Raw genomic sequence first — 13,672 nt, 5'->3', positions numbered from 1 at the left:
CAAAGCGGTTATGCCGCCGCGATAAATCCCGAAGGGATTTACGCTGGACGCGGGGTGGAGCAGCCCGGTAGCTCGTCAGGCTCATAACCTGAAGGCCGCAGGTTCAAATCCTGCCCCCGCAACCAAATTTCACTCAACGACAACGATGTATTGCCACCGCTCAATCTTGAGGGTGGCATCGCGTATTCCTAACAATCGCCGAAAACAGGTGTGGCGAGAACCTTGACGAACCATCATGGTTCACCAATAATAAAAGTGAACCAAGGAAAGACAGGTGCCATGACCGCTGCATTTACCGTGCGGGTTTCGGATGAAACCGCGAGCAAGCTTAATCAGATTGCGGAAAAGCTGGATCGCTCCCGCGCCTATATGGCTGCCGAGGCCATCGAGGCTTTCGTTGAGCAGCAGGAGTGGCAGCTTGCCGAGATCGAAGCCGGGTTGGATGAGGCCGATCGCGGCGAATTCGCCAGCACCGAAGACGTGGCGAAGGTTGTTGGGAAGTACGTCAAATCCGCCCGCCAATCATGAGCCGGAAACGCATTCGCTGGACGCTTCGGGCGTTGCGGCGACTTGATGAAATCGGCGCTCATATCGAGCAGGACGATCCCGACGCGGCAGCGCGCGTGATTGCCAGAATTGTGACGGTCGTGGATATGCTCGCCGACTTACCCGCAAGTGGGCGACCCGGCCGTATCAAGGGCACCCGCGAAATAGTGTTGGCCGATATTCCCTACATCATCCCGTACCGCGTCAGTCGAGATATTGAGATCATCACCGTCATGCACGCCCATCGGCGGTGGCCACAGACGTTATGACGTGCCGCGTACATCAGCCCGAGTCTTTGACAAATCCCCTTGGGGATAAGGGGAGGATGCCGGTCGGCATCGGGCGAAATAGGGGCTTACCCCGATTCATCGTCCTGCTGGCTGTAGCAAGCTTTACGGCAACCAGATCATCCAAGCTGCCTGCATGGCGCATGTGCGCCGCAAGTTCCATGATGTGATCAGGCTCAAGCCATCTCCGGTCGCTGACGAAGCCTTGTCGCGCATCCGTGCGTTCTACGATATTGACGATCGTATCCGCGGCATGTCGGCTGACGAGAGGTGAACACTGCGCCAGCAACACGCCAGACCCATTCTGGCGGACCTCAAGGCCTGGATTGAAACAACGCTTTCGAGGCTGGCGCAGGCCAACACGCATCGAGATATAGGGCTCGTCATGGCAGGCTGCCTTCCAGTTCGTCTTCGATATGGACCCTGATGATATCGTCGAAGGATTTTTCGGCGGTGAAGCCGAGCGCGGTTGCCCGCTTTGCCTCAAATCCCGGTGCCCAGCCGGCGCACATGCGCATGATCATCTCATCAGGCTCCCGCCGAATCAGCGCTAGGGCCTTCTCGCCGGCGACGCGACGCAGCGCCTCGATCTGCTCGCCGACAGTAGCGCTCAGCCCAGGCATGGACAGGTTGCGCCGCGGACCAACCTTCTCGACATCGATCGTCGCGCCATGGATGAGAAAGCCGACGGCGGACCGTGGCGACGCATGCCAGTGGCGTATGTCGTCCGGAACAGGCAGAACGGCCTCCTGCCCGACAAGGGGTTCGCGCAGGATGTTCGAAAAGAAACCGGAAGCCGCTTTGTTCGGCTTGCCTGGGCGAATGCAGATCGTCGGGAGGCGAATTCCGATGCCCTCGAAGAAACCACGTCTCGAATAGTCCGAAAGCAACAGCTCGCAGATCGCCTTCTGCGTGCCGTAGCTGGTCAGCGGCGTGGTGTGGAATTCGTCAGGGATGGGATAGGGCAGGGGGGCGCCGAACACGGCGATCGAGGAGGTGAAGACGACGCGGGGCTTGTAGCGATCCTCGCCGTGGGCAAGGCGGATCGCGTCAAAAAGGAGGCGCGTGCCGTCGAGGTTGATGCGATACCCCTTTTCGAAATCGAGTTCGGCTTCACCCGACACGATAGCGGCGAGGTGGAAGATGACATCCGGGCGTCCAGTTACGAGCCGCGCCGCTTCTCCCGGAGTCGAGAGGTCTACCGTCTCTAGCGTCACCTTGCCGCCAAAGCCTTGCGGCGGCTCTGGCGTTACGACATCGACGAGTGTCATGCTCTCGATCGGCTGATTGCCCAGCCTGCCGCCTGTAGCCAACCTCTGTGCGAGCTTGCGCCCGACCATGCCGGCGGCGCCGATAATGAGAATGTGCAACTGTTCTTCCTCCTTCCCTACGGAACACCGATCCGATCAAAGACAGGCGCTCATGAATAAATATATTGTAAGGTTGTCTGATAACCTTATATCGTGTTTTTGAAAACAGCATATTTGCCTGCGGCACCGGGTTGATCGCCAAGTGTTTCGATGTGCGGCAGAAAGCGAGGAAGATTGTGAGCGCGATTGACACAGCCATAGGCCTCGACCGGCAGAGACATGTCGTCGATACCCTGATCCAGTCTCTCGGGGAAGATATGGTACTGTCGGGCGAGGCGATCGAAAAATATTGCCGAGACTGGCATGGAGACGTGACGTCCGGCGCGGTCGCGGTTTTGCGTCCGCGCACGACGGAAGAGGTTTCCGCAGCCACTAAGGCTTGCGTCGCGCTCGGCCTGTCGATCGTTCCCCAAGGGGGCAATACGGGTCTGGCCCTGGGAGCAATTCCCGACCGGCCGGAAGATCAGGTGGTGATAAGCCTCGACCGGATGAACAAAATCCGCCGCATTGACGCTGACGATTTCTCCGCTGTTGTGGAGGCCGGTTGCATCCTGTCGGAATTCAAGGACGCGGTCGCGCGGGAGGGCATGTTCTTCCCGCTGGCGCTTGGCGCACAAGGGTCCTGCCAGATCGGCGGCAATGTCTCGACCAATGCCGGCGGTATCAACGTTTTGCGCTATGGGATGACTCGCGAGCTGGTGCTTGGCCTTGAAGCAGTCCTCCCGGACGGTTCGATTTTCGACGGATTGTCTACACTTCGTAAGGACAATCGGGGCATCGATCTGAAGCAGCTCTTTATTGGCGCTGAAGGGGTGTTCGGCATCATCACCGCCGTTGCGGTCAAATTGACGCCGGAGCCGGATCAGGTCGCCACCGCGCTTCTCGGGCTCAATTCACTCGACGATGCGATCACCCTTTTCCGCCGCGCGCGTCGCGATTGCTGCGACCTGATGTCCGCCTTCGAGTTCATGCCGCCGCTTGCTTTCGTTCTCGCCCGCGAGGCAATTCCAGACCTTGCGATGCCGATATCCGGCGATTACCCCGCTTATGTGCTTCTGGAGATATCCGGGTCCGGCCTAGTCGATATCAACGAGCTGATGGAGCGGTTTCTGGGTGCCATGATGGAGGAAGGACTTGTTCCAGACGGTGTGATTGCGAGTTCCAGGACGCAGGCGCGCAACCTCTGGCTTTTCCGTGAGGGGATGAACGAGGGTCAGGCCAAGCGCGGGCCGCATCTGAGGACAGACGTTTCCGTCCCCCTGTCGCGCCTTTCCGACTTCGTGCGCGACGCCGAACAAGCTGTGGCAGCGGCCGTGCCGGACGGTGTTTGTGTCTCCTACGGTCATGTCGGCGATGGCAATGTGCATCTGAACGTGCTGCCTCCGGGCGGCCTGTCCCGCGCGGAGATCGAGGCGCGCATCCATGATGCCAAAAAGGCGATAAATTCGGTCGTCGATACCTATCATGGCTCGATCAGCGCGGAGCACGGTATTGGCCGTCTGAAGAAGGCCGACTATGAGATGCGTATCCCTCCGGTCCGGCGGGGATTGGTTGCGGCATTGAAAAAGGCTGTCGATCCGCAAGGCGTGATGAATCCGGGTTGCCAACTGGATTTCGAGCGGCATTCATAGCGGCAATGGGTTGAGGCGAAAAAGGCATGTCACTGGATTTTGGACAGATCAGGCGCAACGAGCATCTTCCGGCGCGAATTGCCGCCCAGATCGCCCGCGAAATCACGGAGGGCCGCATCCCGCCGGGGAGCAAGCTGCCGACTGAACACTTTCTCGCCAGCAGTTTCGGCGTCAGCCGCTCGGTGGTGCGTGAGGCGATTGCCCAATTACGAAACGAGGGTTTGGTTGAGACCAGACAGGGCGTCGGCGCCTTCGCAACCGAGATCAAGGCGCGGCAGTCGATCCGCATCGAGCAGGACGATCTTCACGACCGCGCGACCTTCAGGGATCTGTTCCAGCTGCGCATGCCGCTGGAAATCGAAGCTGCGGGCCTTGCGGCAACGCATCATGTCGACAGCGATCTGACGAAGCTCGACGAGGCCTTGGCAAGCATGATGGGGGCGGACAAGTGGACGGATCAGGGGATTGTTGCCGACCTGATCTTTCATCGGGTCATCGCAGCTTCGACCGGCAACGAATATTTTGCCTTGTTCGTCGGCTTCATCGCAGAGCGCATCAGTCTTGCCATCAACGCAGCGCGTGCCGCGGCGGTGCTCGAGGAAATTGTGGAACTGACGATTGCCGAGCATGTAGCGATCCGCGATGCGATTGCCAGTCGCGATCCGAAACGTGCGCGCGAGGCGATGAAGCGGCATCTGCTCGGTGCCGCCAGTCGGCTGGATCTAACCCTTGAGGCCGACTGAAATCGTCCGGCGCTGGCCGCTTGCCGCATTAAGCGGGGGCGCCATCTTCCCCGAGGTGCCTCTTTTTCGGAGATAATTTCCGCGCTGGACAGCACAAGGAAGTATGACTACAAAACAGACCTGCGATTGTCAGACATCCTGACAATCTGGCAAGATGGCGGGGAGGTCATGTTGTCGAGGATGAGGAGGTTTTGCTTGAGTTCGACCGCATCCCGCGACGCCGTTGCGCGGCCGTCTGGTAAACTGGGTCGATCGCAGTGATGCTTGCCCCGAATGGACCTTCGGCGCGGCTGCGCTGATGAAAAACCTGGCCAAGCGTGGCCTGTTGTAACGCAGACTGGGGAGTAACGCGTGCAAAAGGTAGTCGACCATTTCTACAAGATTCTCGAATTCCTGCTGATCGTCCTGCTTTCGGGCATGGCAATTATGGTCTTCGTGAACGTCATCATGCGCTATGCGATGAACTCAGGCCTGACGGTCTCGGACGAACTCGCACGCTACTTTTTCATCTGGCTGACTTTCATCGGTGCCGTCGTGACGTTTCGGGAACATGGGCATCTTGGCGTCGAAACCCTCGTGGCGCTGTTGGGCCGCAAGGGACGCATCTTTTGCATGATCCTGAGCAATCTGGTGATCATCGCCTGTTCGGCCATCTTCTTCTGGGGCACCTGGAAGCAACTGCCGATCAACTGGAGCATGAAGGCCCCGGTGACCGGCCTCTCCATGGGCTTCGTCTACGGCAGTGGCTTCTTTACCGGCTTCTGCTGCGCCGTCATCGCGCTGGAGCGCCTTTTCCGCCTGATCACCGGACGGGTGACGCAGGAGGAAATTGAAGCGTTCGCGGGCGAAAATATGACGATCGAACAGATGGCGGAGCGGACCTGATGACGCTTTTTGTTTTCGTCGCTTCACTGATCGGCGCCATGGCGATTGGGGTGCCGGTGGCATTCTCGCTGATGTTCTGCGGCGTCGTTCTCATGTGGTACATGGGAATGTTCAATACGCAGATCATCGCGCAGAACATGATTGCCGGCGCCGATACGTTCACGTTGCTGGCTATACCATTCTTCATTCTGGCAGGAGAGCTGATGAACGCCGGCGGCCTGTCGCGGCGCATCATCGACTTCGCCATTGCCTGCGTGGGGCATATCCGCGGCGGCCTGGGCATTGTCGCGATCGTCGCGGCGCTGATCATGGCCAGCATTTCCGGTTCGGCCGCCGCCGATACTGCCGCGCTCGCGGCCATTCTCATCCCGATGATGGCGAAGGCAGGCTATAACGTTCCGCGCTCGGCCGGCCTGATAGCCGCAGGAGGCATTATCGCGCCCGTCATCCCCCCATCGATGGCCTTCATCGTTTTCGGCGTTGCTGCCAACGTCTCGATCACCCAGCTCTTCATGGCCGGTATCGTCCCGGGCCTGATGATGGGGCTTGCCTTGGTCGTGACATGGCTGATTGTCGTGCGCAAAGACAATGTCCAGCCATTGCCGCGTGCGTCGGGTGCCGAGCGCCTTCGGGTGACCGGTCGCGCTCTGTGGGCTCTCGGCATGCCTGTCATCATCCTTGGCGGCATCAAGGCGGGCGTTGTGACGCCGACCGAAGCTGCCGTGATCGCGGCGGCCTATGCGCTGTTCGTTGGCATGGTAATCTACCGGGAGCTCACGCCGAAGGAGCTTCCAAAGGTTATCCTTCAGGCGGCCAAGACCACTTCCGTCATCATGTTCCTCGTTTGTGCGGCTCTCGTTTCCGCCTGGTTGATCACCGCCGCCAACATTCCGGCGGAAATTACCGGCCTCATCGAGCCGTTGATCGATCGTCCGACCTTGCTGATGTTTGCGATCATGATCCTGGTGCTGATCGTGGGCACAGCCTTGGACCTAACGCCGACCATCCTGATCCTGACGCCGGTCCTGATGCCGATCATCAAGCAGGCAGGCATCGATCCGGTTTACTTCGGCGTTTTGTTTATCATGAACAACTGCATTGGCCTTCTGACGCCGCCGGTCGGGGTCGTTCTCAACGTTGTCAGCGGCGTCGGCCGCGTTCCTCTGGGCAAGGTCACGGTCGGTGTCTGGCCGTTCCTGCTCGCCCAAACGCTCGTACTTCTGCTCCTGGTCCTGTTTCCGGACCTGGTTATCGTACCGGCTCGCTGGCTGCACTGAGGCCGGCACGCCAATTCTGTTTCAACATCCATGGGAGGATATCATGCGAAAACTGCTACTTGCCACAACTGCCATCGCCTTCACCCTGTCTGCCTCAGCGCCGGCATTCGCCGAATTCACCGAGCGCAACATCCGCGTCTCCAACGGCATCAATGCTGATCACCCGGTCGGTAACGGCATTGAGGCGATGCAGAAGTGCCTTGACGAAAAGTCAGGCGGAAAACTGAAGCTGACGGCATTCTGGGGCGGGGCTCTCGGTGGCGACCTGCAGGCGACACAGGCACTGCGTTCCGGCGTCCAGGAAGCCGTCGTGACGTCCTCTTCGCCGCTCGTCGGTATCGAGCCTGCACTTGGCGTCTTCGATCTGCCGTTCCTCTTTTCCACCGCGGAGGAAGCCTACAAGGTGCTGGACGGCAAGTTCGGCGACATGATGAATGAGAAGCTGGCGGCGGTGGGCCTCGTCAATCTCGCCTATTGGGAAAACGGCTTCCGAAACCTTTCCAATTCGGTTCGTCCGGTGAACAAATGGGAAGACCTGGAGGGCATGAAGGTTCGCGTCATGCAGAACAACGTGTTCCTCGACACCTTCCAGAACCTTGGCGCCAATGCGACGCCCATGGCATTCGGCGAAGTCTTCTCGGCTCTCGAAACGAAGACAATTGATGCCCAGGAAAATCCCTATGTGACCATCGACACGTCGAAGTTCTTCGAAGTGCAGAAGTATGTCACCCAGACCAACCACGCCTACACGCCTTTCCTCTTCCTCTTTTCCAAGGCAATCTTTGACACCTACGCGCCCGAAGAGCAGGCAGCTTTGCGGGAATGCGCTGTCGTTGGCCGTGACGTCGAGCGCCAGGTCATTGGAGATCTGAACAAGAAGTCGCTGGAGAAGATCAAGGCCGCCGGTCTTGAGGTAAATGTGCTTTCGCCCGAAGAACAGGCCCGTATCCGCGAGAAGTCCATGGTCGTCTATGAAAAGCATAAGGCCGAGATCGGCGCCGATGTCGTCGATGGCATCCTCGCCGAGCTTGCCGCAATCCGCAAGTAACCTGCGGGCAGGCCAGATTTCGGCATGATCGTCATGGGAGCCCGCTGTTCGTCAGCGGGCTCTTTGGGTTCAGAACGAACCGCGTCACGGCATGTCGAGCGGTGCATCGGGTTGGCGCTTCGTCAACTGTTGCTCGCGGAAGAAAATGAACAACCCGGAGCTAATGATCAACGCCGCACCGAACATCATGGTGAGACGCGGCACATCGCCGAAGAACATCCAGCCGAAGACAATCGCCCACAGGAGCAACGTATATTGCAAAGGTGCGACCGTGGCCGCATCCGATATCTTTAGTGCGCGATTTACAAGCATATGCGCGCCCATTGCGACCGCGCCGAGCAGGCATAACAAGCCAAACTCCGGAGCAGAGGTCAGGGGTTTCCAGTCCCACGGAGCGAAGAGAAGGCCGGCAAGTCCGGCTCCTGCGAGCTGGAACAGCACCAGCGTCTTGTCCGGCGTGGCCCGAAGTTTCCGGCCGGAAAGCAGCATGAAGGCGAACGCGAAAGTGCCGACGATCGAAATGACGGCCGGCATGGTGAACATCGCACTCGATGGTTCCAGCGTGATGATTACGCCGATGAAGCCGACGAAGATCGCCGTCCACCGCCGCCAGCCGACCTTTTCGCCCAAAAGGAGAGGGGAGGCTGCCGCCACATAGATCGGCGCCGCCAGCCAGTAGGTCATGACGTCGGCCAGCGGCAGATACATGACAGCGTAATAGAAGCAAAATACCTCCAGCGTCGAGAACAGCACTCGCGCCGCCTGCAGTAGCGGCCGCTCGGCCTCAATGATCGGTTTCCAGCCCACCCGCCAGAGAAACGGCGACAGGATGAGCAACGCTGCCAGACTGCGGATAAGGATCACCTGACCCAGTCCGTAGCTGGCCACCAGCCATTTTCCCATCGCGTCGTTTAATGCGAACATGAGCATCCCGAGCAGCATGAGGCCCGGTCCGGCAATCGAACCAAGGCGCATCCCCGCTACGGCGGTTTCATCGTTTGCGATCATGACTATCCCCGGACAAATCAGATCGACGAACCATCGGAGACACGTCGGCTGACGGTGAACGCCCGCTCAAGGTCCGGGTTGAGTTCCATTCCGAGTCCCGCGCCCGGCGGCACGGTAATCATGCCGTTGCGAACCTGCGGAAGGGCGGTGACAAGGTCGCGATACCAGGTGTTGTAGAAGGCACGCACGCTTTCCTGAACAAGGGCATTCGGCGCGTTTAGGGAAAGATGGGTGGAGGCGCAAAGCACGACCGGCCCGGTGCAATCATGCGGGGCAACGGGAAGATGCCAGGCCTCTGCCATGGCGGCGATCTTGCGCGCTTCCGACAGGCCGCCACACCAGCTGATGTCGAGCATCACAACGCCGGCAGCGCCCGTTTCGAGATAGTCGCGGAAGGCCCAGCGCGATCCGAGCGTTTCCGAAGCAGAAATCGGTGCCGGTGAAACCTCTGCGTAGCGCTTGAGGCTGGCGAGGCTGTCCATCTTGATCGGGTCTTCATGCCAGAATGTATTGTAGGGGGCGAGCGCCTTCGCGATCTGCATTGCCGGCAACAACTGCCACATCGAATGGAACTCGACCATGATGTCCATCCGGTCGCCGACGGCGGAGCGGATTTTTTCGAATGGGTCGAGCGCCTGTTTCAGATCCGGCATGGATATGTAAGTTCCACGAGATTTTTCGGCAGCGGCATCGAATGGCCAGATCTTCATCGCCGTGATGCCCTCTTCGAGCAGCGACTGGGCGAGTTCATCGGCGCGGTGCAGGAAGCCGTTCAGGTCGTCATAGCCTTTCCCAGCGGACAGGCCGTAATTGGCGGTCGTCTGCCCGGTCGCCTTCTTGATGTATTCCGTACCGGCGCAGGTGTTGTAGGTGCGGATTTCCTTACGGGTGAAGCCACCCAGCAACTGCGCGATCGGCAGACCCGTCGCCTTCCCAAAAAGATCCCAAAGCGCGATATCGAAGGCAGAATTGCCACGCACTTCGGCGCCGGATGAACGAAAGCCGAGATAGCCGACGAGATCGGCCGCAAGCCTGTCGATCTCAAGAGGATCACGGCCGATCACGCGCGGAGCAATATATTCGTGCACGTAGGCCTCAACCGTTTCTGCGCCGAAGAACGTCTCTCCAAGTCCTGTCAGACCCTCATCGGTATGCACCAGCACCCAGAGCAGATTGGCGCGTTCCGCAACCCGAACGGTTTCCAGCCCTGTAATCTTCATCATTCCCTCCCACCGGATATCTGCTCTGATACGAGCTCGTCTATTTCATCATCCAACCTTATTGTCATGTTGTCGGACGTCATAGAAGCGACAATCGTGGTTTCCCGGCACAGGCCTGAGATTTTTGGAAATTTTTCCTAGGCTAATTGGCGCTTTGATGAAGCCGGTCGCGCAAGGCGTCGATGGTCGATCTCAGTGTTTCGAGGGTTTCTGCGTCCAGTGCAGCCGCTTCGCCGATGCACTGCATGACATCGCCCGCCCGTTCCTGCAGGGCGCGGCCTTTTTCCGTCAGATGCAGAAGCACCTCTCGCTCATCCTGCGGATTGCGCGTTCTTGTGATCAGCCCGGCCGCGTTCAGTCGCTTGAGCAAAGGCGACAGCGTGCTGGAATCGAGAAAGAGGGTTGATCCCAGCTCCTTGACATTCTGCCCGTCCTTGTTCCAGAGCGACACCATGACCAGATATTGCGGATAGGTCAGCTCAAACTTTTCCAGCAAAGGTCGGTAGAGCTGGGTGAAGGCGTGGCTCGCGGAATAGAGGGAAAAGCAGAGCATTCCGGCGACGCCGGAATTATCGGCTGGCTGTGTCATTCCTATCTCCTTTTTCCACAAATTACTTTGTGCGCGATCTATTTGCAAGCGGTTGACATTCGGATTCTGCAGCGATATGTATCGCGCACAAACAAATCGCTGACAAATTATAAATCGTTCACATCTGCATCTCAACCCGAAAGGAATTCGTCATGTCCAAGTTCGCTGTTATCATTGCCTTCGCCGCCGCACTCACGTCGGGCAGCGCAATCGCCCAGCCGGCGAAGCCCACTGTCGTTCTGGTCCATGGTGCTTTTGCCGACTCCTCCAGTTGGAACGGCGTCACGAAGATCCTGCAGCAGGATGGATACACGGTCGTTGCTGCTGCCAATCCGTTGCGCAGCGTGGCCGCCGATGCCGCCTATGTCTCGGGTGTCATTTCCAGCATCAAGGGACCGGTCGTCCTGGTCGGCCATTCCTATGGCGGGCAGGTGATCTCCACGGCCGCCAACGGCAGGGACAACGTCAAGTCGCTGGTCTTCGTGGCAGCCTTTGCTCCGGAAGCCGGCGAAGCCGCCGCCGATCTCGCGGGCAAGTTCCCGGGCGGTACGCTCGGTCAGGCGCTGGCTGCTCCCGTCAAGCTTGCCGATGGCGGCATCGACCTGTCCATCGACCAGTCGAAGTTCCACGAGCAGTTTGCCCATGACGTTTCAGCTGACGAGGCCGCGTTGATGGCCGTCAGCCAACGTCCGATCACGCAAGCAGCCTTGACCGAAAAGTCCGGCGATCCGGCCTGGAAGGCGCTGCCCTCTTACTTCATCTACGGCGACGGCGACAAGAATATCCCTGCAAAGGCGCTCGGCTTCATGGCCGAACGAGCAGGCTCCAAGCACACGGTCGTCGTTAAGGGGGCATCCCACGTCGTCATGGTCTCGCAGCCTGAGGCCGTTGCCGATCTGATCGAAGAAGCAGGGCAGTAACGTCTGCGGTTGTGTAGCGATGAAGCGCCGCCGGGAAACTGGCGGCGCGATCTGCTGAAACTCGACCGAAAGGTTTTGGGTTAAATGGGAATGTGCACACCGGTTGGTTCGAGCTCGCCGGTGCTTTGTGCTTGGGGTCATCCGCTTGAGGCGATGGTCCGGCGCTGTCGCTCAGCTCTTGCGACATGTCCTCAGAACGAAATCCGCGCCTTCCCGAGCCACGGGATCTATTATTTCTGTTTCTAGCTGGACACCGAATCATCGAAGAAGATGAAGATTGATTGCGGATGCGGCGTGGATAGTGACGGCCGGCCGCTGTCAATATGACCCAGCTTCGGTAGATCGTTGTTGCAACCGGACCTGAACCGGGATGGCAGTATCACGGCTTGCGCTTACGATGCACCGAAACTGCGGTGGCGATACAGCCTCTCATTCATGGAAATGAAACGACAGTCCAAGTCCTCAAGGAAAAGGACAAGGAGGCACATCGGTTCACATCCAGCTTGAAGCCGATTTACTTGCAATTGGCGTCGATCGGCGTGACGACGAATGCTTGAAACCGCCCACAGCAAAGGAGTACGTTAAGTTGACGCTGTTGCCCCTGTCTACGGTCGGGTCCGCGTCCTGTCGCGCTAGTTTACCTGCTCGGACGGCATGCCGCGCGGGAAACGTTCAAGCGCCAAAGAAGACGGAAATACTGACATTGCTCCGGCCTGCAGAGTTCGTCATGAACTCGCTCTGTCATCCTATCCTTTCTTGTCGGCACTAGAAATCTGGACTATATATCCAGATATAGCGTGGAGGATAACCATGGGCAATGCCGCACAGAAAAGAGCGACGCAGAACTATCGCACACGCATGACGCAGCGGGGCCTCACGCGCTTCGAGATCATGGCGCTTGAATCCGACCGCGAACTGATTCGCACGCTTGCGCGTCGCCTAGCTGAGGAAGGCCCGGACGCGGAACACGTCCGTTTGGCTATCAAGACAGTCGTCGGGGGTAAGCCGCCGAAGCCAGGAAATATCCTAACCGCTTTGCGGCGCTCGCCGCTCGTCGGCGCCGAACTCGACCTTTCCCGCCACCGTGAAGAGGGGCGCAAGGTCGATTTGTGACACGCTTTCTTCTCGACACGAACATCATCAGCGACATCGTAAAGCAAAAGCCATCGGAGTCGCTTCTGGCCTGGATGGGTGCGCAAACCGACGAGAACCTGTTTATTGCCTCGCTGACAATCGCAGAAATCCGGCGCGGCATTCTGGAAAAGCCGCGAGGCAAGAAGCGTGACAGCCTCGACGCCTGGTTCGCGGGGCGAGAGGGGCCGCAGGCATTATTTGCCGGTCGCATCCTGCCTTTCGACGATAAGGCCGCTCTGCTCTGGGCGCGACTCATGGCGGAGGGAAAAATGGCTGGCCGCCCCCGCAGTGGTCTCGACATGATCATTGCGGCCGTCGCAGGCGCAAATGATTGCGTTGTGGTAACGGATAACGAAAAAGACTTTGTGGGGCTCCAGATCATAAATCCGCTGCGCGGTGGCTTGGAGGAGGGAGAATAATGACGGCTGCGCCGCCGGTACCTGTCGAGTATCAGCTCATTGGCTTGGCGGAAGCGGCGATCTTCTGCTTGCGCTCGACCAGAAATAAGGCGCGTTCGCCCGGCAGCGCTGCGAAAAATTACGATGCGGCTCTCGGCAACCAGACGCCGAAGCAAGGAGTTCGGGGTTCTCGGCGATCACAGTCAAGATGAAATCCTGCCCTTAACGAATCTTCAGATCATCGGTTGATGACATCGCGCACGATCGTCTCAAACGCTGCCCAATCCGAATTAAACCGAACTGGAATCTCCTATCGTCACACCTCATTCCTCTCTGAATGCCTTCATCATCTGATCGGTAAATGGTTTGAGGATGTACGACATTGCGGTTCGTTCACCGGTCTGGACGAACACCTCGACAGGCATTCCGGGGATGAGCTTGTTGTCCTTGAGGAGGTCCTTGTCGGCGAGCGACAGGGATGCGAGGTAGTAGGGCTGTCCGGTTGCGCGGTCCTGCGTGGTTGCGGCGGCGACGACCTCGACCTTGCCGTGGAGTTCTGGCGTGGTGCGCTGGTTAAAGGCAGTGAAGCGCATGCGGGCCGGCTGGCCGGGGGCGA

The 13,672-nt window shown here is 58.8% G+C and carries 15 protein-coding genes, 1 tRNA gene and 2 pseudogenes; 13 read left to right on the top strand and 5 right to left on the bottom strand.

The features are described from left to right. Positions 1-48 precede the first annotated feature (48 nt). The 4 genes and pseudogenes from JNB88_RS32605 to JNB88_RS32590 form a co-directional block, all read left to right on the top strand. A tRNA-Met gene (locus tag JNB88_RS32605) sits at positions 49-125 on the top strand. A gap of 154 nt (positions 126-279) precedes the next feature. Next, on the top strand, positions 280-528 hold the full coding sequence (locus JNB88_RS32600; protein WP_220359090.1) for a CopG family ribbon-helix-helix protein: 249 nt from the start codon (positions 280-282) through the stop codon (positions 526-528). Next, on the top strand, positions 525-815 hold the full coding sequence (locus JNB88_RS32595; protein ID WP_220359089.1) for a type II toxin-antitoxin system RelE/ParE family toxin: 291 nt from the start codon (positions 525-527) through the stop codon (positions 813-815). Before JNB88_RS32600 ends, JNB88_RS32595 begins: the two co-directional genes overlap by 4 nt. A 109-nt stretch (positions 816-924) precedes the next feature. Further along, positions 925-1,188: pseudogene (locus JNB88_RS32590) on the top strand (IS66 family transposase); the annotation flags it as partial. A gap of 28 nt (positions 1,189-1,216) precedes the next feature. On the opposite strand, the gene denD reads toward JNB88_RS32590, so the two are convergent. Next, a complete protein-coding gene (gene denD, locus JNB88_RS32585) occupies positions 1,217-2,203 on the bottom strand; it encodes a D-erythronate dehydrogenase (RefSeq protein WP_220359088.1) in 987 nt (328 codons plus the stop codon). Between the two features lie 185 nt (positions 2,204-2,388). On the opposite strand from denD, the gene JNB88_RS32580 reads away from it, so the two are divergent. The 6 genes and pseudogenes from JNB88_RS32580 to JNB88_RS32560 all read left to right on the top strand — a co-directional run bounded on the left by JNB88_RS32580 (position 2,389) and on the right by JNB88_RS32560 (position 7,787). Then, positions 2,389-3,834: an FAD-binding oxidoreductase gene (locus JNB88_RS32580; RefSeq protein WP_338111076.1), complete on the top strand. Its 1,446-nt coding sequence runs from the start codon at positions 2,389-2,391 to the stop codon at positions 3,832-3,834. A gap of 26 nt (positions 3,835-3,860) precedes the next feature. Further along, a complete protein-coding gene (locus JNB88_RS32575) occupies positions 3,861-4,577 on the top strand; it encodes a FadR/GntR family transcriptional regulator (protein ID WP_037138302.1) in 717 nt (238 codons plus the stop codon). 214 nt (positions 4,578-4,791) lie between these two features. Continuing rightward, positions 4,792-4,908, top strand: a pseudogene (locus tag JNB88_RS34065) (fumarylacetoacetate hydrolase); the annotation flags it as partial. A 20-nt stretch (positions 4,909-4,928) separates the two neighbouring features. Then, entirely contained in the window at positions 4,929-5,462 is a 534-nt protein-coding gene (locus JNB88_RS32570; protein WP_220359087.1) for a TRAP transporter small permease, read from the top strand. Continuing rightward, the gene (locus tag JNB88_RS32565; RefSeq protein ID WP_220359086.1) at positions 5,462-6,739 is read left to right on the top strand and encodes a TRAP transporter large permease; all 1,278 of its coding nucleotides are present in this window, start codon (positions 5,462-5,464) and stop codon (positions 6,737-6,739) included. The genes JNB88_RS32570 and JNB88_RS32565 overlap by 1 nt, the downstream gene beginning before the upstream one ends. A gap of 43 nt (positions 6,740-6,782) precedes the next feature. Continuing rightward, complete coding sequence (locus JNB88_RS32560; protein ID WP_220359085.1) at positions 6,783-7,787, top strand: TRAP transporter substrate-binding protein; 1,005 nt, start codon at positions 6,783-6,785, stop codon at positions 7,785-7,787. Between the two features lie 84 nt (positions 7,788-7,871). On the opposite strand, the gene JNB88_RS32555 is transcribed toward JNB88_RS32560, so the two are convergent. The 3 genes from JNB88_RS32555 to JNB88_RS32545 form a co-directional block, all read right to left on the bottom strand. Beyond that, entirely contained in the window at positions 7,872-8,762 is an 891-nt protein-coding gene (locus JNB88_RS32555; RefSeq protein ID WP_223217433.1) for a DMT family transporter, read from the bottom strand. A 50-nt stretch (positions 8,763-8,812) separates the two neighbouring features. Next, a complete protein-coding gene (locus JNB88_RS32550) occupies positions 8,813-10,015 on the bottom strand; it encodes a mandelate racemase/muconate lactonizing enzyme family protein (RefSeq protein WP_220359091.1) in 1,203 nt (400 codons plus the stop codon). A gap of 142 nt (positions 10,016-10,157) precedes the next feature. Beyond that, positions 10,158-10,604, bottom strand: a complete 447-nt coding sequence (locus tag JNB88_RS32545) for a MarR family winged helix-turn-helix transcriptional regulator (protein WP_037138293.1) — start codon at positions 10,602-10,604, stop codon at positions 10,158-10,160. A gap of 152 nt (positions 10,605-10,756) precedes the next feature. Between JNB88_RS32545 and JNB88_RS32540 the strand changes: the two genes are divergently transcribed. From JNB88_RS32540 to JNB88_RS32530, 3 genes are all read left to right on the top strand, one after another. Next, the gene (locus tag JNB88_RS32540; RefSeq protein ID WP_220359083.1) at positions 10,757-11,524 is read left to right on the top strand and encodes an alpha/beta fold hydrolase; all 768 of its coding nucleotides are present in this window, start codon (positions 10,757-10,759) and stop codon (positions 11,522-11,524) included. A gap of 810 nt (positions 11,525-12,334) precedes the next feature. After that, the gene (locus tag JNB88_RS32535) at positions 12,335-12,637 is read left to right on the top strand and encodes a hypothetical protein (protein ID WP_220359082.1); all 303 of its coding nucleotides are present in this window, start codon (positions 12,335-12,337) and stop codon (positions 12,635-12,637) included. After that, positions 12,634-13,077, top strand: a complete 444-nt coding sequence (locus JNB88_RS32530) for a PIN domain-containing protein (protein WP_220359081.1) — start codon at positions 12,634-12,636, stop codon at positions 13,075-13,077. The genes JNB88_RS32535 and JNB88_RS32530 overlap by 4 nt, the downstream gene beginning before the upstream one ends. A gap of 302 nt (positions 13,078-13,379) precedes the next feature. Here JNB88_RS32530 and JNB88_RS32525 read toward each other — a convergent pair. Further along, on the bottom strand, positions 13,380-13,672 hold a 293-nt coding region (locus JNB88_RS32525; protein WP_220359080.1), incomplete at its 5' end, for a beta-barrel domain-containing protein.

The organism is Rhizobium cauense, assembly GCF_019511525.1.
Lineage (GTDB): Bacteria > Pseudomonadota > Alphaproteobacteria > Rhizobiales > Rhizobiaceae > Rhizobium > Rhizobium cauense.
Note: the sequence above shows the minus strand (reverse complement) of the source record. Positions and strands in the feature narration are given on the sequence as shown.